The organism is Dysgonomonas mossii DSM 22836 (assembly GCF_000213575.1).
Lineage (GTDB): Bacteria > Bacteroidota > Bacteroidia > Bacteroidales > Dysgonomonadaceae > Dysgonomonas > Dysgonomonas mossii.
In genome coordinates this window covers 25,096-51,711 of sequence record NZ_GL892008.1, presented here as the reverse complement: position 1 = coordinate 51,711, position 26,616 = coordinate 25,096, and the positions used below count along the sequence as shown (strand labels likewise).

Below are 26,616 nucleotides of genomic sequence, written 5' to 3'. Positions count from 1 at the left end.
CCATATGTAACAAATATTTTATGGATAAAATAGTTAAAATTGCACATATTTTTTACTTGTGTGCATAATCGCTAAAAAACACTCATGATTAAAATCGCTATTTTTGCCTCAGGTTCAGGATCTAATGCCGAGAACATCGCAAACTACTTCGCAGAGAGTAACACTGTTTCCATTCCCCTTATAATATCAAATAAGAAAGATGCTTATGTGCACGAGCGTGCAAAGAAGCTGGGGATAAAATCGGTTACCTTCTCCAAAAACGAGTTCGAAACATCTGATGCTGTGCTCGACTGCCTGAAAGAGAATAAAATAGACTTTATTGTTCTTGCAGGTTTCCTACTCAAAGTTCCCGACAATATATTAGAAGCATATCCCGGTAAGATAGTGAATATCCATCCAGCGCTTTTACCTAAGTTTGGGGGAAAGGGGATGTATGGCGACAATGTTCATAAGGCTGTAGTAGAAGCCGGAGAAACAGAGTCGGGCATTACGATACATTATGTGAATGAGAATTACGATGAGGGGGCTATTATTTTTCAGGCAAAATGCCCTGTGCTGAAAAGTGATACCTATGAAGATGTCGCAAAAAAAGTGCATACACTTGAGTATACGCACTTTCCGGTTGTTATTTCCAGTGTCTTAGATCAGACCTTCTAATTCGATTGGTTTTCTGTATTGCCTTCAGGCTCGTTTACTTTCACCTCTTCGTTGTTCACCGTTCTGGCTCTTACGATAGTCCGTCGGTCGCCACTAAGCACTGAGGTGTTATCTTTTTTTGTTTTAATATTCTTATCTGCTGCACCTTGTGTCGGCTGCTGAACAGGATTGTTCGTTTGTTGCTCTGTCGTTGTCGGTTCGGGCTGATATACAGGCGATGTTACAGTCTGTCGATTGTCGTTATACTGGTCTGCCCTATCAGCCTTTATTCTTCTTACAGAACGTTTAGGAGCTTTTTCCTCTTTCTTGTCTATTATTTTGGTATTTACTGTTGGTGTTGGCATTATCGGTGACGGATACACGTAATTGTCGGAGCTTTTCTCGGCTGCCCACAAATTGAGCTTGTTGATTGCCCTCTCGGTAACGGTAATCCATACTTCGCCATTCGGATTGCCCGATGCTGTATTTTGTATTATGAAATCACGCTTCACTACATCGTTAGGCGATAGCCGGTCTACAACTTCGGACTGTACCCTTGTGCCATTGATAAAGTATAAAGGTTTGTTGCCATACTTAACATATTCCTGAGCCAACTCGTCGGCAGATTTTTTCAGCATTTCCTGCTGGATGCTATCCGCTATTATGCGTGCTCTCTTTTCTTTGTCGCGGCTATCTATATTGGCTTTCGACAAACGATAAGCTAAGCTTGTGTTGCCCGTTTTCAAGAGAATCTGGTCTTTTTCTATTTGTCCTATCAGCCTGTCGATGTCCATAAGTGCACCTTCGAGCGAGTTATAGTCTGACTTAAGGATAGCTGAAACGGAATCTGCGTCCGCTCCCATTTTATTAAACAAAAATTTGTTCTGGGGGTCTTTTTCGCCTCTGTTGCTAACGATCAGCGTTGTGTCTTTTGTAGTCACTATATATTTGTTTCCTTTTTTCTGGGCATAAGCTAAAAAAGGAAGGAGTGATGCTATCAAAACGAGTATGATATATTTGCTTATATTCATTTGTTTGTGTTCGCTTTTGAAATTTATATATACGTCAATATTCTTTTACTTAAGTATATAATGCGCAAATATACAAGATTTTTCGTGAATGATAATGGGTCTTACATTTTTTAGTATAAATAAGGTGGGTTTTTAATTTTTTATAAACTTCTTATGCTTGAAACACTGCCTTTATTTTCGTACTTTTGCGTAAAATAAATCAACTATTAAAATATTAATCATGGCAACACCATCATTTAAGTACCAAGAGACGTTTCCATTAGAGAAGGATACCACAGCGTATTATTTACTCTCGAAAGATCATGTTTCTACAGCTAATTTTGAAGGACAAGAGATATTGAAAGTACAACCTGAAGCTCTTACTTTACTGGCGCAACATGCTTTTCACGATGTAGAATTCTTATTACGCCCCGAGCATCAAGAGCAGGTGGCAAAGATATTGTCTGACCCCGATGCCAGCGACAATGATAAATTTGTGGCGCTTACATTCCTGCGCAACTCCGAGATTTCGGCAAAAGGGGTGCTCCCTTTCTGTCAGGATACAGGAACAGCCATCATTATGGGTAAGAAAGGGCAAAATGTGTGGACAGGCGGCAACGACGAGGAAGCCTTGTCGAAGGGGGTGTACAATACATTTACCGAAGACAATTTGCGCTATTCGCAAAATGCGCCTCTGGATATGTACAATGAGGTGAATACAGGAACCAACCTGCCTGCGCAAATAGACCTGTATGCCGTAAACGGAAATGAATATAAATTCCTTTTTGTAGCTAAGGGTGGTGGTTCTGCAAACAAAACATATCTCTATCAGGAAACAAAAGCATTGCTTACACCTGAGAAGCTGGAGCCGTTCCTGATCGAAAAAATGAAATCGTTGGGTACAGCAGCATGTCCTCCTTACCATATCGCATTTGTGATTGGCGGTACATCAGCCGAAACCAATCTGAAAACCGTTAAACTGGCTTCTACTAAATATTATGATGGTCTTCCTACTTCGGGTAACGAAGGCGGACGTGCGTTCCGTGATTTGGAAATGGAAGCCAAACTACTGAAGGCTGCTCAGGAGCTAGGGCTTGGAGCGCAATTTGGCGGTAAATTCTTTGCTCACGATATCCGTGTGGTTCGTTTGCCACGTCACGGTGCATCTTGTCCTGTGGGCATGGGGGTTTCTTGTTCGGCCGACAGAAACATAAAAGGAAAGATCAACAAAGACGGTATATGGCTCGAAAAAATGGAAGATAATCCAACAAGGCTTATTCCTGAAGAATTGCGTAATGCCGGCGAAGCAGGAGGTGTGAAAATAGACCTCAACCGTCCGATGAAAGAAATACTTGAAGAGCTGTCTAAATATCCTGTTTCTACACGTTTGTCACTCACAGGTACAATCATCGTAGGACGTGATATTGCCCATGCTAAACTTCAAGAACGTATCGATAAGGGTGAAGGGCTTCCTCAATACATCAAAGATCATCCGATCTACTATGCAGGACCTGCAAAAACGCCTAAAGGATATGCAAGCGGTTCGATGGGGCCAACTACTGCAGGACGTATGGACTCGTATGTAGACGCATTCCAAGCTAATGGCGGCAGCATGATAATGATTGCTAAAGGTAACCGTAGCCAGCAGGTAACCGATGCTTGTCACAAACATGGCGGATTCTATTTGGGAAGTATCGGCGGCCCGGCTGCAATACTTGCTCAGAATAGCATAAAGAGCCTTGAGTGTCTCGAATATCCTGAATTGGGAATGGAAGCAATATGGAAAATAGAAGTAGAAGATTTTCCTGCGTTCATCTTGGTAGACGACAAGGGCAATGACTTCTTCAAACAATTGAAACCGATTAACTGCTCTATGAGCTAATATATACTATAAGCAAGCAGTCTATGTGAGTGAATAAGCGGATATCAAATGAATGATACCCGCTTATTTTTTTATACGGAAGATTCCTCTCTTTAGACAACTTACAACTTAATATCTTGTTTTAAGGGCTATCTTGTCCAATTCCTTTATTTCGTCTTGCATGGTGAAAAACACTTTTCCGCCTTTAGATACTACTTCCCATGCTATTTCGCTCACAATGTCATTGATTACGTCCGGCTGATTGGTATCTTGTACCAGTTCGAAGTTCCGCTCATCTATCATCCTCACGGGTTGCGAAAACTTGTCGTATACGATCAGCATCTCGCCATTTCCATCTATTGCAGCCCGGTAGATTTCCTGTAAATCGGTAAGAACTTTATGCTTGGATATTGCTTCTTTCATTTCTACAATGGCTTCCGACCTGTGTTCATGCATATACTGCTTCATTATCTCCCAGCCGGGTTTTACTACATCGTGCGGCTTCGAGTTGTTGTAGTCTATCGATGTGTATCCTATATAGATGTCGGGCTTATCGGCTACTTGCATCAGTTTGCTGAAATTGTCTTCGGTAGAAACAACGACACACTCCAGCTCGGTTTCCTGATTCACCTTCACCACGGCTTTATCAACCTGATTGAAGAACTCACGGACAAGGTCGTCTACACGTTTGGCATCGCTTCTCTCTGCCCTGTTGGGTATGTAATACGGCGATCCTTCAAACGGAAACCCATCGCTCTTTACTTCTTCTTCAATTCCATCTCCTAAAGCTTTGTATAGCTGTACCCCTCCTTGCGATAATACAAGTATCAGGTATTCTTTACTGCGGTTGTACGCTTTTATCAGGGGGCGCAGATTAAATGTACTGCTAACATTTAACCTATCTTCGGGTACAGTCCACGACGTTCTGATGATTTCCTCCATATCGTTCGATAAGAATACATGAAGGCTGTCGAGATTGTTGTTCTCGTTCACTCTATTTTCCACAGTCGCTATCTTCTCCAGAAGGGGAGCTACTGTTCTTTTTCCATATTCGGCAACTATTTGCTTTTCTGCTTGCGAAAGCAGGTTTTTCAACAATATTTTATCTTTATCGCTGGCAGGGCGTGTTCTGTGCGTATTAAGAGAGATGCTAACACAAGGCCCTGCTGTTACAGTTGCCAGTTTTTTTATCTTTTCTTTTAATGCCATAATATATTTGTTTTGTAATTACGCTAGTAATATACGAAAAAAAAACCGTTTTTTTTCAATCGAGGAGATTGAGAACCCCTCTGAAATAGCTTCTTTTTCATAACATTATGTTTTTTTAATCTCTTTTTCTGTCGATGGATAGAGAAAGATCTCTTTCTTAAACCAGTTTAAGATTCTAGTCTATCGGAATGGCTAATTTTGTATTACTAATTCAAAAAAGATATCGAAAATGGAAAATAAAAGATTGAATATGTACAAAGCGGCTCCCGAGTTATACAAAGCAATGATGTCTCTCGAAAATGCTTTACAACAAACATCTCTGACTCCTATCGAAAAGGAGTTGATTAAAATAAGAGCTTCGCAAATCAATGGTTGTGCCTTTTGCCTGAACATGCATACCCGTGATGCTCGTAAAATCGGGGAGACCGAGCAGCGCATCTATTTGCTGAACGCATGGCATGAAGCAGGTGATTTATATTCTGAAAGCGAGAAGGCAATACTTCGTCTGACAGAAGAGATTACCCTTATCAGCAAAGGCGGTGTTTCGGCTGAAACATATCAACACGCAGAAAAGGTATTGGGAGTATCCAAGCTCGCTGAGGTAATAATGGCTGCGGTAGTTATCAATGGTTGGAACAGGATTGCCATATCCACAGAACTGCCGATAGACTAATCGCTTAAACAAACAATAGGGATAATCGGTAAAGATTATCCCTATTTGTTCTTCTGATCTAGTGTATTCTATTTTATTTGATGTATCTCATTCCATGTCCAACTGTATGGTCTACAAGAGAAACCACTATACACAAATTTATATTCCGGATCATATGTTCTAATCGATTTAAATGTTTTTTTAACCCCATTTACAGTTATAGTATAGCTTACTGTTACTTTTATATCTTCAGGGTCAATCTGTAACTTTCCATCAAGATAATGTCTTAAAAGATAAATAACCGGTTTCTGTGTACTATTGCTTCTCCAAGTTGGTAAATTAGTTAATCCTATACATTCAAAATTCATAGTTGGGCTATACCAATTTGAGTGTAATGCTATTTTTGTTTTGCCGTCATCATAAAGCAAATCTGTATATTTATTGCTTATAGAAGTTACACGTATTGAATTAATTGGTTTCAATTTGCTTTTAGATACACTTGTTGTATTATAGTTTTCTCCAGGTAAATACCCTTGAGATGCAGCATGGCTTATTGTTAAATTATCCATGTAATTTTTTATATCTGGATTTATTGAGATATTCGATGGTGCGGTATTCAGTGTCTTAATAATGTTATAGCTAATTGCTGTTTGATTAGATAGTATTGAATACCTTGTCATTTCAGCATACTCTCCGATTTCGATAGTTGGTGGATCAATCAAATTCCAAATACCCAGCTTTTCAGATGAATTTATTGCCATTTGTAAAGGAGGTATGGTGGTCACTGTAGGGCCCTGAGCTTTGCCCTCAAGAAGGACTTTTCCTGAAGTTTTGAATTGGAGGGTATAGTTAGTCGTACTATTGCTCGTTCCACCCAGAAACGAACCAAATATGGCGTTTGTCCCTAGATCAAATAATGCTTTAAAATTTCCACTTATAATTGATTGTAATGTAGAAGAAGCTACATTTTTAATAGGTCTGTTATCTCCTCCTAAGCTTATGTTTCTTACTATCCAAGATTTAGCACTATCCGAAAGTGCAGTTAATGTACTTTTCGAAAAAGGATCCGAAGAATTATTTGATGCTGTAGAACTAATTAATGTGCCTGATGAAGTTGACTCGTAGCTTCCTTCTATTTTAATAGTGGTAATATTTTGTTGATAGGCATCTATTGTCAATGTTAGATTTGGTTGATTCTGATCAAAGGCTAGTTCAACCTGAAAACAATTCCATCCAATAGTAAATCCTTTTGTAGGATTTTTTGTTATATTCATAACATTTACACATTCAGGTCTTTTTAGAGAATTTTGCGAATATGTGAAAAATCCATCTTGATTATTAATTAATTTATTAGTTCCTCCATCAAACGTAATATTCCAATAGCCGTTGTTTCCGACAGTTGCTGTTTCTAAATAATAAAATCCTTTCAGAGTGCCGGTGAATCGATTATAAAAAATAAGATAATTATATAATGATTTGTTTTCAATCGTAGTATTGCGTAGCAATATCCATCCATCTTCCGCCTTAATATCTTTTCTTACATCATCTGGAATGTTAGACATTGAGTATGCATTGTTCCATGGTACATGTACTTTGTTCGATATATTTGGGATTTTAATTTCAGTCCAACTCTCCCATTCTCCAGGATTAATAACTAAGCCACTTTTTAAATTTTTTGTGTTTTGTGTTTCTGCAAGATCTTCGATGTTGTTGTCGGTGCAACTAACAATAAAAAGAAGCGATAAAAAAAAGATAGTTTTTTTCATAATATTAATTTTTATCAGGTTTGACTTCAACGAATGTTTAATTACTGACAATAAATTAAGTAAATAAATATTAAATTATTGTATTTTTTTACTAAATATTTATTAATTTATAATTTTAAAGAGCTGTGAGAAAATTAAACCATCGACCTCTCAAATCTATTAATACTAAATACTCTGTGGAAAATTCATATAGATTTTTAGTATAAAAATAGAGGTATTTCAACTGAAATACCTCTATTGTAAAAAATCTTATTGAGGTTTTATTTATCAAACCTCTATACTGCCACTTTGCAATTCGCCTTCATTTATTTATCGGAATCCTCATCTTATAGAATGAACGCCAAACAAATACCAAGCCCAGAATTAAGAATGGTATAGCGATAAATATAGAATAATCGCTGTCAGGGTTGGAGCGCATTTCTATACAGATTTCTGTCGCCAACAAACCAAATAGGGTAGAGAACTTGATGATAGGATTTAGTGATACGGACGAAGTATCTTTAAATGGGTCGCCCACTGTATCGCCTATCACTGCCGCTTCGTGCAGCGGGGTATTCTTTTCTTTTAGGTCTACTTCTACTACTTTCTTAGCGTTATCCCAGCTACCTCCCGCATTGGCCATGTAGATGGCTTGGAACAATCCGAATACGGCGATAGACACAAGGTAAGCCACAAAGAAGTTAGGGTCGAGGAATGCAAACGCCAACGTGAGCGAAATAAGGGCGATAAATATGTTCCACATCCCTTTTTGTGCATATTGGGTACAAATCTTCACCACGGCGATAGAATCTTCGATGTCGGCTTCTTTTTTTGTGATGTCGAATGTGCGTTTGATGAATTCTACAGCACGATAAGCACCTGTGGTAACGGCTTGCATAGAAGAACCACTAAACCAGAAGATAACCGCACCACCACAGATAAGCCCGAGGAGTACCGGCGCATCGGTTAGAGACAGTTTCAGCAGCCCTACTTTTTCGAGCAGCAAGATGATGGAGAATATCATTGTTGTAGCACCTACTACGGCTGTTCCGATCAATACCGGCTTGGCTGTAGCCTTAAAGGTGTTTCCTGCCGAGTCATTTGCTTCGAGAAAATGTTTTCCGTTTTCAAAATTAGGAGTAAAGCCATAATCTTTCTTTATCTCTTCAGATATATTCGGTATGCTTTCTATTTGAGACAATTCGAATACCGATTGGGCATTGTCTGTTACAGGGCCATAGCTGTCTACGGCAATGGTTACAGGGCCCATACATAAGAAACCGAATGCAACCAACCCGAATGCAAAGATAGAGGCGTGAGGGCCTAATATGGCGTCCAATCCCATCTGTGCGGTAAAGAATGCACCTGTCATCAGCGCTGCGATGAGCAATCCTGTCCAGAATGCCCCGAAATAACCGGCTACAATACCCGATAGAATATTCAGTGACGGGCCTCCTTCGCGTGAAGCGGTGACGATTTCTTTCACATGTTTCGATTTGGAACTGGTAAAGAACTTCGTAAACTCAGGAATCAATACCGCAGCAAGTGTACCGCAGCTGATAATAATTGCCAATTTCCACCAAAGGCTGCCATTTGCCGGGTTGCCTGTGATTTCTACCATATCGCCCAACAAAAGGTGGCTCATAAAGAAGCTCGCAGAGATACAAAGAACAGCAGCGATAATGATGAGGCGCATCAAAGGAGATTCGAAGTCGAATTCCTTTTTATTTCCGTATAGTCTTTTCGATATAGCCTGATTGATAAAGAATGCACAGCCCGACAAAAAGTCCATCAAAAAACGCATTCCGAATATCCATACTATCAGTTTAGCCTGAATATGCGGATCTTCTACGGCTAATGTGATAAATGCAATCAGAGCAACCCCTGTTACACCGTATGTTTCAAATCCGTCGGCTGTAGGGCCTACACTGTCACCGGCATTGTCGCCCGTACAGTCGGCTATCACGCCCGGATTGCGGGGATCGTCTTCTTTCACTTTGAAAACAACCTTCATCAAGTCGGAACCGATGTCGGCAATTTTGGTAAAGATACCTCCGGCAATACGCAAAGCACTTGCTGCAAGCGATTCGCCAATGGCAAATCCCAAGAAACAGATACCTACTATTTCGCGAGGCACAAAAAGAAGAATAATAACCATAAGTACCAGCTCAAGAGAGATGAGGAACAGACCGACGCTCATGCCGGCCTTCAACGGTATATTAACGACATCCAACGGACGTCCTTTTAACGAAGCAAATGCGGTGCGTGCATTGGCATAGGTATTTACACGAATACCAAACCAAGCCACAGTGTAAGACCCTGCCATACCTACAATGGAGAATAACAAGACTTGAATAACAACCCCGAAAGACTGCCCGATCAATCCGAAGAAGTAGATGCATAGCACAAGGGCAATCAATGCAAACAACATCAGAAGGAATTTACCTTGCTGGATCAGATATGTCCGGCAAGTGGCGTAAATAGTAGCAGCTACTTTGAGCATAGAGTCGTGAGCAGGTAATCTCTTGATCTGACGGAACAAGAGAAGACTGAAACATAATGTTCCAGCAATGATCAGGGCACCATAAAATAAAAAATCCCATGAAGTAATCGCAGTTCCAAAGATGTGGAAGGTGCCCTCATGGAGATCAGGAATCGCCAGGTCGGCTTCGCTTGCAAACGTAGATAGGTTAACACCAAGAAGCAGACCAATCAGTAGACCAACATTTTTTAGTTTTTTCATGATAAAAAATTGTATTTAGATAGACAATAACAAACATACTCTCTCCCTAAAATACCAACTGAAAATATGTTTGTTTATCAGTTTCCGCTCCGAACTAAAAATTGTTTTGAATTTACAAAATTTAATCCTTTTTCGATCTATTTTTTGTTGATTTTCTTACCGTTAAAAAAACGTTTTAAGTAAAAATAACAATGGAGGAGTTAAATTAACATTTGGCTCGCCTCCATGCTTGTTTTATGATGTTTTTTATATGTTAAACAACATATTTTGCTTAGTAATAAGCCAATTACCTTGATGAGGCGGTGGATACCTTCAAAAATTATTGTTGCTTGAGTTTGTTTCGATTTAACAAATTACAGTTGTAAGAAGGAATAATTTCCTGCGATAAACGGATGAGATGCTTCGTTCCTCAGCTTGACAAAATCTTATATTAGTTTAAATTGATCTGCGTCTTGTAAGGCAGGAAATTTATTTCTGAATTTGATTAAATCCTGCATGTCGATTGTTCCGCTTACAATACCTTCTTCTGTTCCGGCTTCGGCGATGGTTTTTCCCATAAAGTCATAAAGGGCTGTTCCTCCGCTGTATTCTACATAAGGGTCGCTTCCTGTGCGGTTTACGGCTGCTACATAACAAAGGTTTTCTATGGCACGAGCCCGCACAAGGGTATTCCATGCATCGAGACGCACGGTAGGCCAGTTGGCTACATATATTATCATGTCATAGTCGCCCCTGTTGCGTGAATAAACAGGAAAGCGCACATCATAACATATTTGCAACAGAATGCGGAAACCGAGGTATTCTACAACGACTCTTTCTTCTCCGGCGGTGTATTCTTTATGTTCTCCCGCAAAGGTAAACAGATGGCGTTTGTTGTATGTCACATAGCTTCCGTTGGGTTTGACGAAATATAGACGGTTGTAGTATTTTCCATTCTCTTCGATGGCTACACTTCCTGCCAAAGCCATATTGCGGCGTAAGGCAATGGATTGCATCCACAGCAGTGTATCTGTGTCAGCCTTTTCGGCGGCACCTTTGGGCGATGTGCAAAAACCGGTGGTGAACATTTCGGGTAAAACGACAAGGTCTGTAGAATCTGATAACGAATCTATCAAATTCTCGACATGCTCTCTGTTGGCTTCAGGCTTCTGCCATACGATGTCAGTTTGCAGCAATTTAATGTTCATGTATATCAGATATTTATTTGATGATATTAGCTTCGAAGTTAAAGATTTTCTATAAAAGAAAAAAGTTACATTTTGTAAAAGTCTATTTTAATTTCAGGCAGAAATGAATTTTGCTTTTGCTTCGTATCATCTGTAACGATTTTTTGTAGATTTGTATATTGTTAAAACGAATGGAATCAATACCTGCATATAATTTTCATAAAACAAAATACGGAGAAGAACTCCTAATCGATGTTGTCAGGCTTGCAGATATACAGAAGTATATACAAAAAGATCCTGTGCACACATTGTCTTATTATGACATTACTTTTATAGAGAGTGATAATGTGGCGTTTGGTATCAACAATGCAAAGTACACATTGGATAACGGCGATGTTGTTTTTTCAAAGCCGGGAGATGTGCGTGCATGGATAAAAAGCGACAATACGCCCGATGGATATGCGCTAATCTTTGAAGGTGAATTTCTGCTTTCTTTCTTCAACGACCCGCTCTTTTTGCAAAGTCTTTCCTATTTCGGAACACAAAGAAAGAGCCATAAGATAAATATTGCTGCTATAAAGGAACGGATAGCATATCTGGTTGGCAATATAACAGCCGAAATACAAGACTATCAGTCGAAAGACAAACATATATTAAGGGCATTGCTTTATGAAATACTGATGCTCCTCGACCGTGAATACAAAAAGCAAAATGAAGGTGAAAGCGAAATGCGGGTAACACCGAGCAGGCATGTCGATTCTTTTGTAGAAGCAGTAGATAAAGACTTCAGGGAGTTTCACGACACTGCATATTATGCCGACAAGCTGTGTATAACACCTAATTATCTGAATGCAATCGTGAAAAAGGCGATGGGTGTAAATGCAAAGCTTTATATTCAGAATAAGATACTTGCGGAAGCAAAAAAGATGCTGGCGTATTCTAATTTGTCTGTATCTGAAATAGCCGAGCATCTTAATTTTGAGACTTCTTCTTATTTTATTCGCTTTTTTAGAAAATATACCCACTCCACACCGCTGCAATATCGCAATAGTGAAAAACGTTGAAAAGTGCTATTTCCTCCGTAGTTTATATCCTGATAAATAGGTAAACGATCTCTATTTTTGCTTAATAAGCATCTCTTTTATTAAAATGAGTAGGGAGTCTTTCTTACACTCAGAATGACAGAGAAGCGAAATGATAAAGAATACATAATCTAATAACAAAAAACATGGATAAAGAAATCATCAAAAACAAGATTCTCGCAATTGAGATTGCAGCTTTGGAACTTTGGAACACAGGAAACCCTGACGGTTATCTGGCTATTTACTCTCCTGACTTTACCTATTTTGATCCGTATCAGGAAAAAAGGCTTGACGGCTTTGAGAGAATAAAAGAGTTGTATGAGAGTATGAGAAATAATTTTCAGGTAGAGCGTTACGAAATGATAGACCCTGTGGTGCAAGTATATCCACAAACGGCTGTGCTGACTTATAATCTGATTTCTTATTCCGGCGAAGAGCTTTACCGATGGAATTGTACCGAAGTGTATCAATTGAACGACAAGGCTGAGTGGAAAATAATCCATAACCACTGGTCGCTGATAAAACCGTTGGGATAGTAATACTTCTTGTCATTAATAGTCTATTCCCTATACCTTATTATTATAAACGAAGCATCTCTACTATAATAGTGGAGATGCTTCTAATCATTGATCTGATAAATATCTTCAGCTTGTACCTTATCTATTATGTATCTCTACTTTTTGAGTAGGGGCTTTTTCTGCATTGCGTTTTTCTACCGAACTGATAAAGTTGTCGGCAAGATGCGCAAACGCCATTCCCGTGATCGTATTTTCGTTCAATGCTACAGGCACACCCTTGTCGCCACCTTCGCAAATGCTTTGTACGATAGGTATTTGTCCTAGTAATTGTACATTCATTTCTTCTGCCAGATTTTTTGCACCTTCTTTGCCGAAGATGAAATACTTGTTTTCAGGCAGTTCGGCAGGAGTAAACCATGCCATGTTCTCTACCAGCCCGAGAATAGGCACACCTACCTTTTCGTTGGTAAACATATTGATTCCCTTGCGGGCATCGGCAAGTGCTACCTGCTGAGGGGTGCTGACTACTACCGCCCCGGTTATTGCAAGCGTTTGCACCAGTGTGAGGTGGATGTCGCTTGTTCCGGGTGGGAAGTCGATAAGGAAATAATCGAGTTCGCCCCAGTTGCCGTCGTTTATCAGTTGCTTCAAGGCATTGCCTGCCATTGCTCCACGCCATACTACGGCGTCGTCTCTGTTGACAAAGAAACCTATCGAAAGCATTTTTACGCCATACTTTTCTATCGGAACGATGTATTCTTTTCCGTCAATCGGTTCGAGAAACGGGCGTGCTTCCTCTTCGTCAAACATTTTGGGTAACGAAGGTCCAAAGATATCGGCATCGAGCAAGCCCACCTTGTAGCCTTTGTTGGCAAGGGCAACCGCCAAATTTACCGATACGGTACTTTTTCCTACACCGCCTTTCCCGGACGATATGGCAATGATATTTTTTACCTGAGGCAGTGCTTTCACCGGTTTGGGTGCTTCTACCTGTTGGGTTTTTACTTCAATATTTCCTTTTATGTCGACATTGGGGTCAACGTAAGTCAGGATAGCTGTTTCGGCAGCTTTTACTATCGATTTGATAAACGGGTCGTTCGCTTTTTCGAAAAGTAGAGAAAAGCTCACTTTCATTCCGTCGATGTGGATATCGTCGGATACAAATCCCATTTCTACGATATCCTTCCCTGTACCGGGATAACGCACATTGCGCAGTGCGTCGATAATTAATTTAGGATATATATTAGCCATTTTTAGTTGATTGATTTAATATATTACTTCGCCCAAAGCTGCGATAGTCGTCTTTTTCGATCTCGATGTCGGGTTCTATCCAGTGGTCGCGATGTTGACATTCAAATTTTATATACTTGATATTTAAACCCCTTGCCAGCCATTGTTGTTCATAGTAGGTTTGTATTTTAAGTATATCGTCCACAAGCTGAGAGTGATACAGATCGTCCGTTTCGAATAGTACAGGCAAAGCGTTTGCTTTTACCATCTCGCTGGTGTAGGTATACATAAAGTTGCTGTCTGTTTTGAGGTGTACAATACCCTTGTCGGACAAAATCTCACGGTACAGCTTCATAAAGCGGGTAGAGGTCATTCGCTTGTTTACCTTGCTCATTTGCGGGTCGGGGAAGGTGATCCATATTTCCGATACTTCGCCCGCTGCAAAGAAGTGCGTTATCAGTTCGATGTGCGTGCGCAAGAATGCAACATTCTGCATACCGGCTTCGAGAGACTGCTTTGCCCCTGTCCACATGCGTGCGCCTTTTATATCTACTCCTATAAAATTTTTGTTCGGATACAGCTTGGCAAGCCCTACGGTATATTCGCCTTTGCCGCAGCCCAGTTCGAGGACAATGGGATTATTGTTCTTGAAAAACAATTCGTTCCACCTTCCTTTCATCTCAAATCCTTTTTCCTGCAAAACGGCAAACGGATATTGGAATACGTGTGTGTATTCCTCCATGTTGGCAAATTTGGCAAGCTTATTTTTTCCCATTGATTATTAATTAATAATTGGTTAATGTGCCGATGTGCCAATGGTATAAGAAATCAAAATTGGCAATAGGCATATTTTCACATTGGCATATCAAAACTGCTGCATATCGCACAGTTTACGATAGTAGCCATTCTTTTCGAACAGCTCGTCGTGATGTCCACGTTCTACAATCTCGCCTTCGTGCATCACACATATTTCGTCCGCATTCTTTATTGTAGAAAGGCGGTGAGCGATAACCAGCGTGGTGCGGTTCTTCATCAGGTTGTCGAGCGCATCCTGTACCAGGCGTTCCGATTCGGTGTCGAGAGCCGATGTGGCTTCGTCGAGAATCAGTATCTGAGGGTTCTTGAGGATGGCACGGGCAATACTGATGCGTTGGCGTTGACCGCCCGACAGTTTGCTGCCCCGGTCGCCTATATTTGTCTCGTACCCATCTTCTGTCGCAATGATGAAGTCGTGGGCATTGGCTATCTTGGCAGCCTCTACCACTCTTTCCATTGTGGCGTCATCTACGCCAAAAGCAATGTTGTTGTAGAATGTATCGTTGAAAAGGATTGCTTCCTGATTTACGTTACCCATCAGCGAACGTAGGTCGTGCACATCGGCATCCTTGATGTTTATATCGTCAATATAGATACCTCCCTTGTTTACGTCATAAAAACGGGGTAGGAGGTCTGCCATCGTCGATTTGCCCGATCCCGATTGTCCTACAAGGGCAACTGTTTTCCCTTTAGGAATGGTGAGGCTTACATTCTTTATAACCCAATGGCTGGTTTCGTATTTGAATTCTACATTTCTGTAGGTGATAGATTCCTTTAGCGATATTGGTTTCGGATTAGCAGGATTTTTTATGTTATTCTCTGCTTTTAGTATCTTGTCGATACGCTCAACCGAAGCCATCCCTTTTTGTATGGCGTAAACCGATTTGGATAGGTCTTTGGCCGGATTGATGATCAGATAAAATATAGTCAGGTAATAAATAAACTTCGATGCGTCCATCGATCCCGATCCGTCTAATATGAGCGTTCCTCCAAACCAAAGTACACAAACCACAGCAATCGTTCCCAAGAATTCGCTCATGGGGTGCGCCATCTGTTGGCGGCGAGCGATCTTGTTCGACATGTTTCTGAAAATATTGTTAGACGAGTCGAAACGGGTTTTCATCTTCGACTCGGCATTGAATGCTTTGATGATGCGCAATCCGCCCAGTGTTTCCTCTATCTGCGAAACAAGGCTTCCCCATTGGTTTTGTGCTGTCACCGACCTGCGTTTGAGGCTTTTGCCTACCTTGCCCATAATGTATCCGGCTATAGGTAATAATATCAGTACGAAGATGGTAAGCTCCCAGCTGATAAAAAGCATTGTACCCAGATATACGAGTATCATAATCGGGTTTTTGGTAACCATATCGAGCGAACTCATCACCGAATTTTCCACCTCGTTTACATCCCCTGTCATACGTGCAATAATATCGCCTTTGCGTTCTCCCGAGAAGAAGCCGAGAGGCAACGATAGTATTTTGTCGTTTATTTTTTTGCGGATATCCCGTACCACACCTGTGCGAACATCTACGATATAATAAGCACTGAGGTAGGTAGCGCCGGTTTTGAATAAGGTCATCACCACAAGGGTTAGTCCCAAGCCAAGCAATACCATTCCGCCCGAGTGTGTGGCCATCATATCCGAAAGGTATGCGTAGAAGTTGTTTTCGAGAACCTTATAGTTGAGCATTGTGCTGATGCTGGATGTATCTACAGGCATGTATTCGTATACCTTTTCGTCTACTTTAAACAATATACGGAGTATAGGTACTATCAGCGCAAAAGAAAATACATTGAGGATAGCACTCAGTATGTTGAACACAAGATTTAGTACTACTTGCCTTTTGTATGGAGGTACAAACCTCCTTATCAGTGTTATGAAGTCTTTCATCAGAAAGTTTTTGGGTGAAAAAATGTCGGGGTTTACATCCCGGCGAAAAACGGCTGCAAGTTAGCCATAATTCTTTATTTATAGAATAGCTTTCAGGTATTTTAGATAATTGGCATATATGTTGTTTTAATGAAAATGTTTTGTGATATTTGGTACCTAATTGGGTGAAGCAAGGCAAATATAGAGTATGGTAATGGTATGCGATAGCTGTACCGAATCTTTTGCTGTGAGATTTTGTGTTATTATTTCCGTTGTGAAAGATTTACAAAAAAATGTAATCTTACAGTTGATATTCTAAATAGTTCCTACTTTTGTATTGTCTAAATGATGTATGAATGGTTAACCCTGTAAATCCAAAGTTTAATAGTTTTTTTACGAAATACTATAGCCGCTTTGTTCGTTTTGCTAATTCGTATGTACGTAGTATGGATGTTGCAGAAGACCTCACCACAGAGGCCTTCATGATTTATTGGGACAATAAGGATAACCTGAGTGCAGATTCTAATATAGAGGCATATATATTGACGATAATAAAAAACAAATGCCTCAACTATCTCAAACAAACAGAACGCAGAAGCCGGATACTTACCGATATGGGCAGTTATGCCCAATGGGAGCTCGATGTACGTATCAGTTCGTTGGAAGCATGCGACCCCGAAGAAATATTCTCGGAAGAGATACAGCAGATTGTGAGAGACACACTGGCTAAACTACCACAGCGCACAATCGATATATTTGTAGAGAGCCGTTACAAAGAAAAATCACATAAAGAAATAGCCGAAATGTTTGGCATCACTACCAAAGGAGTTGAATTCCACATCTCAAAAGCCCTGAGCTTGCTTCGGCTAAACCTGAAAGATTACCTTTCGGCGTGGATAGCGCTTTTCTTTATTCTGAATAAGTAGCTCTTATTTATAGGCTAATTTTATTTTAATATTTGTTAACAATATTTTGACTAGGGATGTACGGCCTTCGGTTGTTATTCTTATACACGACATTCTTATAGACAAAATATAAATAGTCGCAAAAAGTAAATGGATTCAGAATTATTATTTAGGTTTTTTGAAGGTTTAACTACTGATAGTGAAGATCAAACAATAAAAGAATGGTTTGACGCATCGCCTCAGAATCAGGAGCAGTTTTATCAGGAGAGAAAACTTTTTGATGCCTTGATCTTGCATCACGACCCAAGCAGCATCACTGCCGATAGTAGCATATTGGTAGAAGAACCATCGGCAGACCGTAAACGGATACTGTTCGGTACATTTATGAAAGTGGCGGCTGTTATTGCTATCTTGCTTATGAGCGGATTGCTGTATATGCAAATAAAAAATAGCAATGAAGACTATGGAATGCAGTCTATCAGTGTTCCTGCCGGGCAATATGTAAACCTTTCCTTGCCCGATGGTACCCAAGTATGGCTCAATGCCCGTACCAAAATAGAATACCCTGTATCTTTCAATAAAGAACAACGTATCGTAAAGCTCGATGGGCAAGCCTATTTTGAGGTGGTGCACAACGAGGATAAACCCTTTATTGTAGAAACATCGAAAGGAAATGTGAGCGTACTGGGTACCAAGTTTGATGTGATGGCATATTCGGGTGAAGACGATTTTGTGGCCACACTGATGGATGGTAAGGTAAAGGTAGATCTTACGTCCGACCCTAGCCAGTCGTTGACCCTCAGCCCCAACACCAGAGCGGTTTTGAGAGATGGCAAGCTCGAGGTTTCGGGTATCGAAGACTATGATGTTTACCGATGGAAAGAGGGATTGATCAGCTTCAATAATGCCTCTTTTGGCAGTATTATGCGCGACTTTGAAAAAATATACGGACTAAGAATCAATATAGACAATACGCACGTAGGCAAATATTCGTACACCGGTAAGTTCCGTTTTGTAGACGGCATCGACTATGCGTTACGTGTTTTGCAAAGAGATATAAAATTTGAATACCAAAGGGATCCTGAAACCCATATCATTAATATCAAGTAAAAATACAATCACTCTAAAATGTAAGCCAATGAAAAATACCTGATCGTAACAAAAAGTGCCAAAAAATGCTGCAACATTTTTTGGCACGCGAAACCAATACAGTTTTAATAAAAAAGAGTATCAATCTCATTAACAAAACAAATCTATGAAAAATAATGATTTGAAGGATGTTTTTTATTTAAAATATCCGGAATTAAAACAATTGACAAAAATCATGAGGGTTTTTATTTTATGTCTATTATGCAGCATCCAATTCCTATTTGCTGAAAACTCTTACTCTCAGAGTGCAAGAGTGACAATGAACCTGAAAAATGTTAAGTTAGCCAAAGTCTTAAACGAAATCGAAAGCCAAACCAGCTATTTGTTTATTTACAATAACAAGGTTGGTGTAGATCAGACAACGACTGTGAACGTAAAAGACAAGCCCACTGCGGAGGTGCTTGATCATGTGTTGAAAAATACAAATATCAGCTATAGCATGGAAGGTGCACATATTATCCTTTCTGCGAATGCAAATACCAAAGAAATCGGTGCAACTCAGCAAGACAGGGTGGTAACAGGTACTATAAAAGATAAGAGTGGCGAACCGCTCATCGGGGTTAGTGTAGCCGTAAAGGGTACTACTATAGGTACAATAACCGACATTGACGGTAATTTCTCAATAAAAGTTCCTGCAGGAAAAGCGTTGGAAGTAACCTATATCGGTTATGTTTCGCAAACGCTGAATGTAGGAAGTCAAACTTCGTTCGACGTAGTCTTGAAAGAAAGCGACGTGAACCTTGACGAAGTGGTGGTAACTGCTTTGGGTATCAAGAGAGCACAAAAAGCATTGAGCTACAATGTACAGGAGATAAAAGGCGATGAGCTTACAGGAGTAAAAGATGTAAACCTGATGAACTCCCTGTCGGGTAAAGTGGCCGGTGTAAACATCAATGCGTCTGCTGCCGGTATCGGTGGAGCTACACGTGTGGTAATGCGTGGTTCTAAATCTATAACAAAGGATAACAACGCATTGTACGTGATAGACGGTGTGCCTATTTTCAACGCTAACAAGGGCGGATTGAATCAGAACAATGAGTATGCCGATCAGCCTCGTGGAGAGGGTATTTCAGACCTCAACCCCGATGATATCGAAAGCATGTCCGTGCTTACAGGTCCTGCTGCCGCAGCCCTTTACGGGTCTAACGCTGCAAATGGTGCGATTGTGATCACAACCAAAAAGGGAGCTACAGGTAAACCAAAAGTGACAATATCCAACCAGACTACATTCTCTCGTCCGTTTGTGATGCCTGATTTCCAAAACAAATACGGGAACAAAACAGGTGAATATAAGAGCTGGGGCGATGTACAAAACAAGTATGCTTACAATCCTTCAGACTTCTTCGATACAGGTGCTACTTCCCAAACATCGGCTACACTGTCGGTAGGGACAGACAAGAATCAGACATTTATGTCGTTGGGTTCTACTACAGCCAATGGTATAATACCTGAAAACGATTACCTGAAATACAATGCAACGTTGAGGAATACAACTAAATTCTTGAACGATAAAATGACCCTCGATTTTGGCTTTAGCTATATCAAGCAAAAAGACCAGAATATGATGGCTCAGGGACAATATTACAATCCGCTTACTGCAATATATACGTATCCGAGAGGCGAAGACTTCAGCTATGCTAAAAACTATGAAGTATATAGCGATGCATTGGGATACAACGTACAACAGTGGAAGTTTGGAGACCAAGGCTTAGGGATGCAAAATCCATATTGGATTATCAATCGCAACAGAATGGTAAACAAACGTGACCGTTATATGATGAACGTGAACCTGCAATACAATATCTTCGACTGGATGAATGTAATGGGACGTGCACGTCTCGACAATTCGCAGAATAACTTCACGCAGAAGAATTATGCTTCTACTCACCAATTGTTTGCATCCGAAACAGGACGTTTCAAGTCTACAAAAGAAGACTACAAGCAAGCGTATGCCGACTTGTTGTTAAACATCAACAAGTACTTCGGCAGCTACTCTTTGTCTGCCAATATCGGTACAAGTATCTCTGATATGCGTTCCGACGAAAGCGGAGTGGATGGTACATCGTTGATGATCCCTAACTTCTTTGCGATAACAAATATCGACAAGAATGCTCCTAAAACCAGATTGATACAAGACGGCTGGCACGAACAAACTCAGTCGGTATTCGCCAACGTGGAACTAGGCTGGAAGAGCATGTTATATCTTACATTGACAGGTCGTAACGACTGGGCTTCTGCTCTTGCAAATACAGATAACAGCTCGTTCTTCTACCCTTCAGTAGGGGTTTCGGGTGTGGTATCCGAAATGGTGAAATTGCCAAGCTTTATTTCGTATATGAAAGTACGTGGGTCTTACTCTTCGGTAGGTTCAGCTATTCCTCGCAACCTGTCTATCGCTACATACGAATATGACGAGCAGGGAGGTTTTTGGAAAACCAACACATATATGCCGATAAAAGACCTTAAACCTGAAAGAACAGGATCGTGGGAAGCCGGATTGAGCTCTAAATTCTGGGGCAATAGACTAAGCTTCGACATGACATGGTACAAGTCTAATACCAAAAATCAGACGCTCCAGAATCCTCTCTCAGCTACTACAATGTATACTTCGGTATACATTCAGACTGGTGATGTAGAAAATAAAGGAGTGGAAATTACATTGGGCGCCGACAATAAATGGGGAGACTTTAACTGGAACTCAACATTTACTGCCGGCTACAACAAAAATACGATCAAGCAGCTAGGTAAATATCCTGATCCTGTAACAGGAAAAATGGTTGATCTAGATTATGTTTCACAAGGAGGAATTGGTGCTTCAGAGTTTCGTCTGTATGCAGGCGGTACAATGGGTGACTTCTATGTTAAGAAAAAATTGAAATATGATGATAAAGGCGCTGTCGTTCTGAACGAAAACGGAAGTCCTGAACTTGAAAATACAATGGATAAAGTGGGCTCGGTGCTTCCAAAATGGAACCTAGGCTTTAGAAACGACTTCAGATGGAAAGATATCAACTTCGGATTCCTCGTATCGGCACGTTTGGGCGGTATCGTTGTTTCTCCTACGCAGGCTATTTTGGACGGATTTGGCGTAACTAAAGCTACTGCCGTTGCCAGAGACAATGGAGGCGTAATGATAGGCAATACGAAGATCGACCCTTACAAATACTATTCTGTAACAGGACAAACCGAAGGTTTATTGTCAGATTATATCTACAAAGCCACCAACGTTCGTTTGCAAGAAGTATCGGTAGGTTATACCCTGCCTAGCAAATGGTTCAACGATGTAATGAAAGTAAATGTATCGTTCGTAGGGCGCAACCTGTGGATGATCTACAACAAAGCGCCTTTCGATCCTGAAGCAACAGCTTCTACCGGAACTTACTTCCAGGGTATCGACTACTTTATGCAGCCAAGTCTTCGCAATTTGGGATTCAGCGTTAAGGTAGAGTTCTAATATTAATTCATTACGATTATTGTTCATACAATATTAAAAGTTAAAATTATGAATAACAATATATTTCAAAAGATAAAAACAGGACTTGCTTCAGCACTGTTGTGCTCACTTGTTTTGGTATCATGTACCGACAATTTCGAAGACATGAACAGAAATCCTGCTCAACCTACCGACAAGGAAATTCTTGAAGGTTATTATAAGCTGGGTGCATTTTTCCCTCAGATGCTGAATTATGCGTACCCTGCACAGGAAAATGCTTACCAGATGGGCGAAAACCTTATCGGTGACCCATACGGACGCTATCTGTCTATTGCAAATACATGGTCTTCAAACTTCTCTACCTTCAATGCGCCTGCCGGATGGATCAACTCTCCGTTTAAGGATGCTTTCGAAAAAGTATATGGTGGATGGACACAGGTGAAGGAGCAAACCAAAGGCGAAGGACCTCTTTTTGCATGGGCTCAGATATTGCGTGTTACGTCTATGCAACGTATCACAGACCTGTACGGACCTATCCCTTACTCCAAAGTAGGTGGAGGAAGCCTTGGTTCGGCTTACGACAGTCAGGAAGATGTATACAAAAATATGCTTGCCGATTTGGATGCTGCTATTGCCGAGCTTACAACATTTGTTGCTGCCAACCCCAACTATACGGCGATGGCTAAATTTGACAAAGTATATAGCGGAGATTTTACCAAATGGATAAAATATGCCAACTCGCTCAAGCTTCGTATGGCTATGCGTATCGTATATGCAAATCCCGAACTTGCTAAACAAAAGGCAGAAGAAGCCGTAAAACATACGTTGGGAGTAATCGTAAGCAATAATGATATTGCACAGAATGCTTTCCCTCAAAATCCAATCTGGACAGTAACGACATCATGGGGCGACTCGCGAGCTTGTGCCGATATTATCGCCTATCTGTCGGGCTATAGCGATCCCCGTTTGTCCAGATATTTTACAAAAAGTCAGGTGGCAAATGGTCCTGAATATCTTGGGTTGAGAACAGGTATTGCTGTTCCGGGAAAAGACTGGGCCGATAAATATTCGTCTGCTACTTATACCCAAACAGCACCAACATTGTGGCTTCCTGCTTCGGAAGTAGCATTCCTAAGAGCCGAAGGAGCACTAAGAGGCTGGGATATGGGTGGTACAGCCAAAGAGCTTTATGAAGAAGGCGTTAAGCTGTCGTTCTCTCAGTGGTTGGCAAGCGGAGCCGATGCCTACCTGCAAGATGCAGTAAGCAAACCGGGCGACTACAACGATCCTGATCCTGCGTTGGCAGCAAAAGCCATAAGCACGATTACAATAAAATGGAATGATGCAGATCCGTTCGAAACCAAATTGGAGAGAGTTATCACTCAGAAGTGGATTGCAATGTATCCGCTGGGACAAGAAGCATGGAGCGAACAACGCCGTACCGGATATCCACGTTTCTTCCCTGTATTGGTAAATTCGAATACCGATGCAAATCTGAAAACAAGATTGGCTTCTCGTATTCCGTTCCCGCCTGATGAGCAGAACAATAATACACAGAACTACAACGAGGCTGTGAAACTGCTAGGCGGACAAGATAACTATAGTACAAAACTATGGTGGGATAAGAACCCGAACAAAGGATGGTAAAAGGTGAAAGAAAGATGATTGCCCTTTTATATGTAAATGCCCGTTTCGGCATCTGATAGATTTAATATTGGATTTCGGATAAGTACAGGTAGTAAGACTCGTTCTTGCTACCTGTATATATTTTATAATAGACCTGTATTGTTACGATTTGCATGCCGACCGAAAACAATTGTTGCTTCGTGATGTTACAAATGTAGAGATGATTGATGAGTAGGTATCAAAATTATGCTCCGAGAAAGATGAAGCAATCAAAAGAAATGACACGCTTATTATATTTACTTCTTTATATTAGAGGGAAATAAATATTTTTTCTACCTTTGCCGAAATAATATGGGAAGATATTTAGCTCTGGATTATGGAACAAAGCGGACAGGTATCGCAGTATCGGATACACTTAAGATAATAGCTAACGGACTGACTACTGTGCCCACCCATACTCTTTTGGATTATCTGAAAACATATTTGCAGAAAGAAGATGTAGAGCGCATCATCGTGGGTTTGCCAAAACAGATGAATAACGAATATTCGGAAAACATGAAGCACATCCGTCCATTTGTTAAGAAGTTGCAATCTCTCTATCCCGATATGCAGATAGAATATTATGATGAGCGGTTCACTTCTGCCTTGGCACACAAAACAATGCTGGACGCAGGATTAAAGAAAACAGACAGACAGAACAAAAGCCTTGTAGACGAGATCAGTGCAACTATTATACTGCAAGGATACATGGAAAGTTTACGATTACAAAGCAAATAAATAAACAATGATATTACCAATATACTTATACGGACATCCGGTGCTTAGGAAAGTTGGAGAAGATATTACAAAAGATTACCCAAATCTGGGAACGCTTATCGACAATATGTTCGAAACCATGTACAATGCCGATGGCATCGGACTGGCAGCACCTCAGATAGGGTTGGCTATTCGCCTTTTTGTGATAGACCTCGAGCCGCTGGCCGAAGATGAACCCAAATACGCAGGATTTAAGAAAGTGTTTATCAATCCTCGGATAGTAGAAGAGTCGGGCGAACCCGTGAAGTTGGAAGAAGGATGCCTCAGCATACCGGGAATCAACGAAATGGTGGAGCGTAAAGAGAGAATCCGCATTCAGTATCTCGACGAAAATTTTGTGGCTCACGACGAGGTGTATGAAGATTTCTTCGCACGTTGCATTCAGCACGAATACGACCATATAGAAGGCGTGCTGTTTGTAGACCTTATCTCGGGAATCAGAAAACAATTGATAAAATCTAAATTAAATAACCTACTAAAGGGGAGGACAAATTGCCGATATAGAGTAAAACCGGTGCAATCAAAAAACTAAGACCTGTTGTTATGAAAAGTGTGATCAAGGTATTTTTAATACTTGTTTCTATTTTTTACAGTCTTAGCTCTTGTGTAACAAACAAGGACACAGACTTTTTACAAGACATAAAACTTAAATATCCCGAAACGTCAGTCAAGCCCGATCAATATCGTGTGATACCGGGCGACCAACTCAGTATTGTTGTATATGCGTGGGATGAACAAACCAAAGCCATGTTTTCGGCCTATACCCCTCGTTTTTCGGGGCAAGGTATTAGCGAGCGTACAGGTGTAGACGCTTACTCGCAGACAAGAGGTCTCGACGATGCTGCCGGAGTACCTCCTGTAACCGTATATGCCGATGGAACGATAACATTTCCCTACATCGGTAAGGTGTATGTGCAAGGGCAAACGATGCTCGAGATAAGGAATGTTATATCCAACAAGCTGAATGCCTATGCCGACGGAACTACTGCCGAAGTGTCTCTCTATAACAGATACTTCAGCATACTTGGCGAAGCGGGGGCAAATCGCATACACATGCCCAGTACAACGATGACTATCTATCAGGCTCTCTCTATCGCCAGCACGATAGGAGCATACGCCGACAGATCGAAAGTGAGCATTATCCGCCAGACGGAAACAGGGTCTACCGTAAAAACATTCGACCTCCGAAGCAAGGATATCATAGATTCGGAATATTACTATATACAGCCCAACGACGTGTTGTATATCCCTCAGATGAAACGTAAGTTTCTTGGTACAACCACTTCTTTTGCCGGTTTGTTCGGTCTGCTGACATCAGTGGCCGGGGTTATTGTATTTACACTTAGAGTATTTTGATATGAAGGCTATAATATATTACATGTTATCCGGTTTGATGATGGTTGGTATATTCTCTTCCTGCATCTCGAGCGAAGAAATAAATTATTTGCAAAATATCAACTTGCAATATCCTCTACAGCCCTATACCGAATACAGGCTGGCTGTGGATGATAAAATATCATGCTCTATCTCTACCAGCGACGAAGAAGTATTCCGTGCTTTCAACTCGGTGGTGGGTCCCAATCAGAATGCCCTGAAAGCATATACCATATACAGCGACAGTACAGTCATTCTCCCTTTCTTCGGCAAAGTCAAGGTGGCAGGCCGTACGGTTCAGGAGGCAGAAGACGTTATCCAAAAGCTTATACAGGAGTCTATCCTCGATGCACAGGTAAAAGTGACATTGTCAAGCAACTATTTTTATATACTTGCGTCTAACAAACAGGGCTTCTATTCTGTTTATAAAGATAATATGACTATTTATCAGGCATTGGCCATATCGCAGCAGACTACGGGCACAATGGATTTGTCGAAGGTAAGTATCATCCGTAGAGACGCTTTGGGGAATTCGGTAGTAAAAACTTTCGACCTCAGAACCCAGGATGTGATTCAGTCGGAGTTTTACTATATACGCCCCAACGACCTGATATATTTTCCTACAAACAAGAATTCGTTCTTTAATATAGAATCGTTAGGCTCGTTTGCGGCAACGATGATGATCCCTCTTACATTCCTCGTGTATACGGTGATGTATCGCTGGTGATCGATATAAATACAAAAGCAACCCTTTCTAGCACAAATACTTTGTTAC

21 protein-coding genes are annotated in these 26,616 nt (G+C 40.8%); 13 read left to right on the top strand and 8 right to left on the bottom strand.

What is annotated here, in order from left to right; all coding sequences use genetic code 11:
- Positions 1-84: 84 nt before the first annotated feature.
- Positions 85-657, top strand: coding sequence for a phosphoribosylglycinamide formyltransferase (gene purN / locus HMPREF9456_RS12025; RefSeq protein WP_006843809.1), 573 nt, complete (start codon positions 85-87; stop codon positions 655-657).
- On the opposite strand, the gene HMPREF9456_RS12020 is transcribed toward purN, so the two are convergent.
- Positions 654-1,667: a hypothetical protein gene (locus HMPREF9456_RS12020; protein WP_006843808.1), complete on the bottom strand. Its 1,014-nt coding sequence runs from the start codon at positions 1,665-1,667 to the stop codon at positions 654-656. The two genes, purN and HMPREF9456_RS12020, sit on opposite strands and share 4 nt — an antisense overlap.
- Positions 1,668-1,887: 220 nt before the next feature.
- Between HMPREF9456_RS12020 and HMPREF9456_RS12015 the strand changes: the two genes are divergently transcribed.
- Positions 1,888-3,528, top strand: a complete 1,641-nt coding sequence (locus HMPREF9456_RS12015) for a fumarate hydratase (RefSeq protein ID WP_006843807.1) — start codon at positions 1,888-1,890, stop codon at positions 3,526-3,528.
- Between the two features lie 108 nt (positions 3,529-3,636).
- Here the strand turns inward: HMPREF9456_RS12015 and HMPREF9456_RS12010 are convergent, their stop codons facing one another.
- Positions 3,637-4,716 carry a baeRF3 domain-containing protein gene (locus HMPREF9456_RS12010; RefSeq protein WP_006843806.1) on the bottom strand — a complete coding sequence of 360 codons (1,080 nt, stop codon included), beginning with the start codon at positions 4,714-4,716 and terminating at the stop codon, positions 3,637-3,639.
- 229 nt (positions 4,717-4,945) lie between these two features.
- Between HMPREF9456_RS12010 and HMPREF9456_RS12005 the strand changes: the two genes are divergently transcribed.
- The gene (locus tag HMPREF9456_RS12005; RefSeq protein WP_006843805.1) at positions 4,946-5,389 is read left to right on the top strand and encodes a carboxymuconolactone decarboxylase family protein; all 444 of its coding nucleotides are present in this window, start codon (positions 4,946-4,948) and stop codon (positions 5,387-5,389) included.
- Positions 5,390-5,457: 68 nt separating this feature from the next.
- On the opposite strand, the gene HMPREF9456_RS12000 is transcribed toward HMPREF9456_RS12005, so the two are convergent.
- From HMPREF9456_RS12000 to HMPREF9456_RS11990, 3 genes are all read right to left on the bottom strand, one after another.
- Entirely contained in the window at positions 5,458-7,134 is a 1,677-nt protein-coding gene (locus HMPREF9456_RS12000) for a hypothetical protein (RefSeq protein ID WP_006843804.1), read from the bottom strand.
- 301 nt (positions 7,135-7,435) lie between these two features.
- The gene (locus HMPREF9456_RS11995) at positions 7,436-9,856 is read right to left on the bottom strand and encodes a sodium-translocating pyrophosphatase (protein ID WP_006843803.1); all 2,421 of its coding nucleotides are present in this window, start codon (positions 9,854-9,856) and stop codon (positions 7,436-7,438) included.
- A 425-nt stretch (positions 9,857-10,281) separates the two neighbouring features.
- Positions 10,282-11,043, bottom strand: coding sequence for an amidohydrolase (locus HMPREF9456_RS11990; protein WP_006843802.1), 762 nt, complete (start codon positions 11,041-11,043; stop codon positions 10,282-10,284).
- A gap of 170 nt (positions 11,044-11,213) precedes the next feature.
- Here HMPREF9456_RS11990 and HMPREF9456_RS11985 point away from each other — a divergent pair, with 170 nt between their 5' ends.
- On the top strand, positions 11,214-12,086 hold the full coding sequence (locus HMPREF9456_RS11985; RefSeq protein ID WP_006843801.1) for an AraC family transcriptional regulator: 873 nt from the start codon (positions 11,214-11,216) through the stop codon (positions 12,084-12,086).
- Positions 12,087-12,250: 164 nt separating this feature from the next.
- Entirely contained in the window at positions 12,251-12,640 is a 390-nt protein-coding gene (locus tag HMPREF9456_RS11980) for a YybH family protein (protein ID WP_006843800.1), read from the top strand.
- Between the two features lie 120 nt (positions 12,641-12,760).
- Here the strand turns inward: HMPREF9456_RS11980 and HMPREF9456_RS11975 are convergent, their stop codons facing one another.
- The 3 genes from HMPREF9456_RS11975 to HMPREF9456_RS11965 form a co-directional block, all read right to left on the bottom strand.
- Positions 12,761-13,873: an Mrp/NBP35 family ATP-binding protein gene (locus tag HMPREF9456_RS11975; RefSeq protein WP_006843799.1), complete on the bottom strand. Its 1,113-nt coding sequence runs from the start codon at positions 13,871-13,873 to the stop codon at positions 12,761-12,763.
- Positions 13,866-14,627, bottom strand: a complete 762-nt coding sequence (gene trmB / locus HMPREF9456_RS11970) for a tRNA (guanosine(46)-N7)-methyltransferase TrmB (protein ID WP_006843798.1) — start codon at positions 14,625-14,627, stop codon at positions 13,866-13,868. Before trmB ends, HMPREF9456_RS11975 begins: the two co-directional genes overlap by 8 nt.
- Before the next feature lie 90 nt (positions 14,628-14,717).
- Positions 14,718-16,559 carry an ABC transporter ATP-binding protein gene (locus tag HMPREF9456_RS11965; RefSeq protein ID WP_006843797.1) on the bottom strand — a complete coding sequence of 614 codons (1,842 nt, stop codon included), beginning with the start codon at positions 16,557-16,559 and terminating at the stop codon, positions 14,718-14,720.
- Positions 16,560-16,894: 335 nt separating this feature from the next.
- Here HMPREF9456_RS11965 and HMPREF9456_RS11960 point away from each other — a divergent pair, with 335 nt between their 5' ends.
- The 8 genes from HMPREF9456_RS11960 (at position 16,895) to HMPREF9456_RS11925 (ending at position 26,568) form a co-directional block, all read left to right on the top strand.
- On the top strand, positions 16,895-17,464 hold the full coding sequence (locus HMPREF9456_RS11960; protein WP_006843796.1) for an RNA polymerase sigma-70 factor: 570 nt from the start codon (positions 16,895-16,897) through the stop codon (positions 17,462-17,464).
- A 129-nt stretch (positions 17,465-17,593) separates the two neighbouring features.
- Positions 17,594-18,553 carry a FecR family protein gene (locus HMPREF9456_RS11955; protein ID WP_006843795.1) on the top strand — a complete coding sequence of 320 codons (960 nt, stop codon included), beginning with the start codon at positions 17,594-17,596 and terminating at the stop codon, positions 18,551-18,553.
- A 145-nt stretch (positions 18,554-18,698) separates the two neighbouring features.
- A complete protein-coding gene (locus HMPREF9456_RS11950) occupies positions 18,699-22,046 on the top strand; it encodes a TonB-dependent receptor (protein ID WP_006843794.1) in 3,348 nt (1,115 codons plus the stop codon).
- 48 nt (positions 22,047-22,094) lie between these two features.
- Entirely contained in the window at positions 22,095-23,672 is a 1,578-nt protein-coding gene (locus tag HMPREF9456_RS11945) for a RagB/SusD family nutrient uptake outer membrane protein (protein WP_006843793.1), read from the top strand.
- A gap of 330 nt (positions 23,673-24,002) precedes the next feature.
- Positions 24,003-24,428, top strand: a complete 426-nt coding sequence (gene ruvX / locus HMPREF9456_RS11940; RefSeq protein ID WP_006843792.1) for a Holliday junction resolvase RuvX — start codon at positions 24,003-24,005, stop codon at positions 24,426-24,428.
- 7 nt (positions 24,429-24,435) lie between these two features.
- On the top strand, positions 24,436-24,999 hold the full coding sequence (gene def / locus HMPREF9456_RS11935) for a peptide deformylase (protein ID WP_006843791.1): 564 nt from the start codon (positions 24,436-24,438) through the stop codon (positions 24,997-24,999).
- 11 nt (positions 25,000-25,010) lie between these two features.
- Entirely contained in the window at positions 25,011-25,823 is an 813-nt protein-coding gene (locus HMPREF9456_RS11930; RefSeq protein ID WP_006843790.1) for a polysaccharide biosynthesis/export family protein, read from the top strand.
- Between the two features lies 1 nt (position 25,824).
- On the top strand, positions 25,825-26,568 hold the full coding sequence (locus HMPREF9456_RS11925; protein ID WP_018075043.1) for a polysaccharide biosynthesis/export family protein: 744 nt from the start codon (positions 25,825-25,827) through the stop codon (positions 26,566-26,568).
- Positions 26,569-26,616 lie beyond the last annotated feature (48 nt).

Coding starts and splice junctions, on each gene's coding strand:
- HMPREF9456_RS11945 (WP_006843793.1), top strand. CDS start 22,095: ATGAATAACAATATATTTCAAAAGATAAAAACAGGACTTGCTTCAGCA.
- HMPREF9456_RS11975 (WP_006843799.1), bottom strand. CDS start 13,873: ATGGCTAATATATATCCTAAATTAATTATCGACGCACTGCGCAATGTG.
- HMPREF9456_RS12015 (WP_006843807.1), top strand. CDS start 1,888: ATGGCAACACCATCATTTAAGTACCAAGAGACGTTTCCATTAGAGAAG.
- HMPREF9456_RS11995 (WP_006843803.1), bottom strand. CDS start 9,856: ATGAAAAAACTAAAAAATGTTGGTCTACTGATTGGTCTGCTTCTTGGT.
- HMPREF9456_RS12010 (WP_006843806.1), bottom strand. CDS start 4,716: ATGGCATTAAAAGAAAAGATAAAAAAACTGGCAACTGTAACAGCAGGG.
- HMPREF9456_RS11980 (WP_006843800.1), top strand. CDS start 12,251: ATGGATAAAGAAATCATCAAAAACAAGATTCTCGCAATTGAGATTGCA.
- trmB (WP_006843798.1), bottom strand. CDS start 14,627: ATGGGAAAAAATAAGCTTGCCAAATTTGCCAACATGGAGGAATACACA.
- HMPREF9456_RS11965 (WP_006843797.1), bottom strand. CDS start 16,559: ATGAAAGACTTCATAACACTGATAAGGAGGTTTGTACCTCCATACAAA.
- HMPREF9456_RS12020 (WP_006843808.1), bottom strand. CDS start 1,667: ATGAATATAAGCAAATATATCATACTCGTTTTGATAGCATCACTCCTT.
- HMPREF9456_RS11925 (WP_018075043.1), top strand. CDS start 25,825: ATGAAGGCTATAATATATTACATGTTATCCGGTTTGATGATGGTTGGT.
- HMPREF9456_RS11985 (WP_006843801.1), top strand. CDS start 11,214: ATGGAATCAATACCTGCATATAATTTTCATAAAACAAAATACGGAGAA.
- purN (WP_006843809.1), top strand. CDS start 85: ATGATTAAAATCGCTATTTTTGCCTCAGGTTCAGGATCTAATGCCGAG.
- HMPREF9456_RS11930 (WP_006843790.1), top strand. CDS start 25,011: ATGAAAAGTGTGATCAAGGTATTTTTAATACTTGTTTCTATTTTTTAC.
- def (WP_006843791.1), top strand. CDS start 24,436: ATGATATTACCAATATACTTATACGGACATCCGGTGCTTAGGAAAGTT.
- HMPREF9456_RS12005 (WP_006843805.1), top strand. CDS start 4,946: ATGGAAAATAAAAGATTGAATATGTACAAAGCGGCTCCCGAGTTATAC.
- HMPREF9456_RS11990 (WP_006843802.1), bottom strand. CDS start 11,043: ATGAACATTAAATTGCTGCAAACTGACATCGTATGGCAGAAGCCTGAA.
- HMPREF9456_RS11955 (WP_006843795.1), top strand. CDS start 17,594: ATGGATTCAGAATTATTATTTAGGTTTTTTGAAGGTTTAACTACTGAT.
- HMPREF9456_RS12000 (WP_006843804.1), bottom strand. CDS start 7,134: ATGAAAAAAACTATCTTTTTTTTATCGCTTCTTTTTATTGTTAGTTGC.
- HMPREF9456_RS11960 (WP_006843796.1), top strand. CDS start 16,895: ATGGTTAACCCTGTAAATCCAAAGTTTAATAGTTTTTTTACGAAATAC.
- ruvX (WP_006843792.1), top strand. CDS start 24,003: ATGGGAAGATATTTAGCTCTGGATTATGGAACAAAGCGGACAGGTATC.
- HMPREF9456_RS11950 (WP_006843794.1), top strand. CDS start 18,699: ATGAAAAATAATGATTTGAAGGATGTTTTTTATTTAAAATATCCGGAA.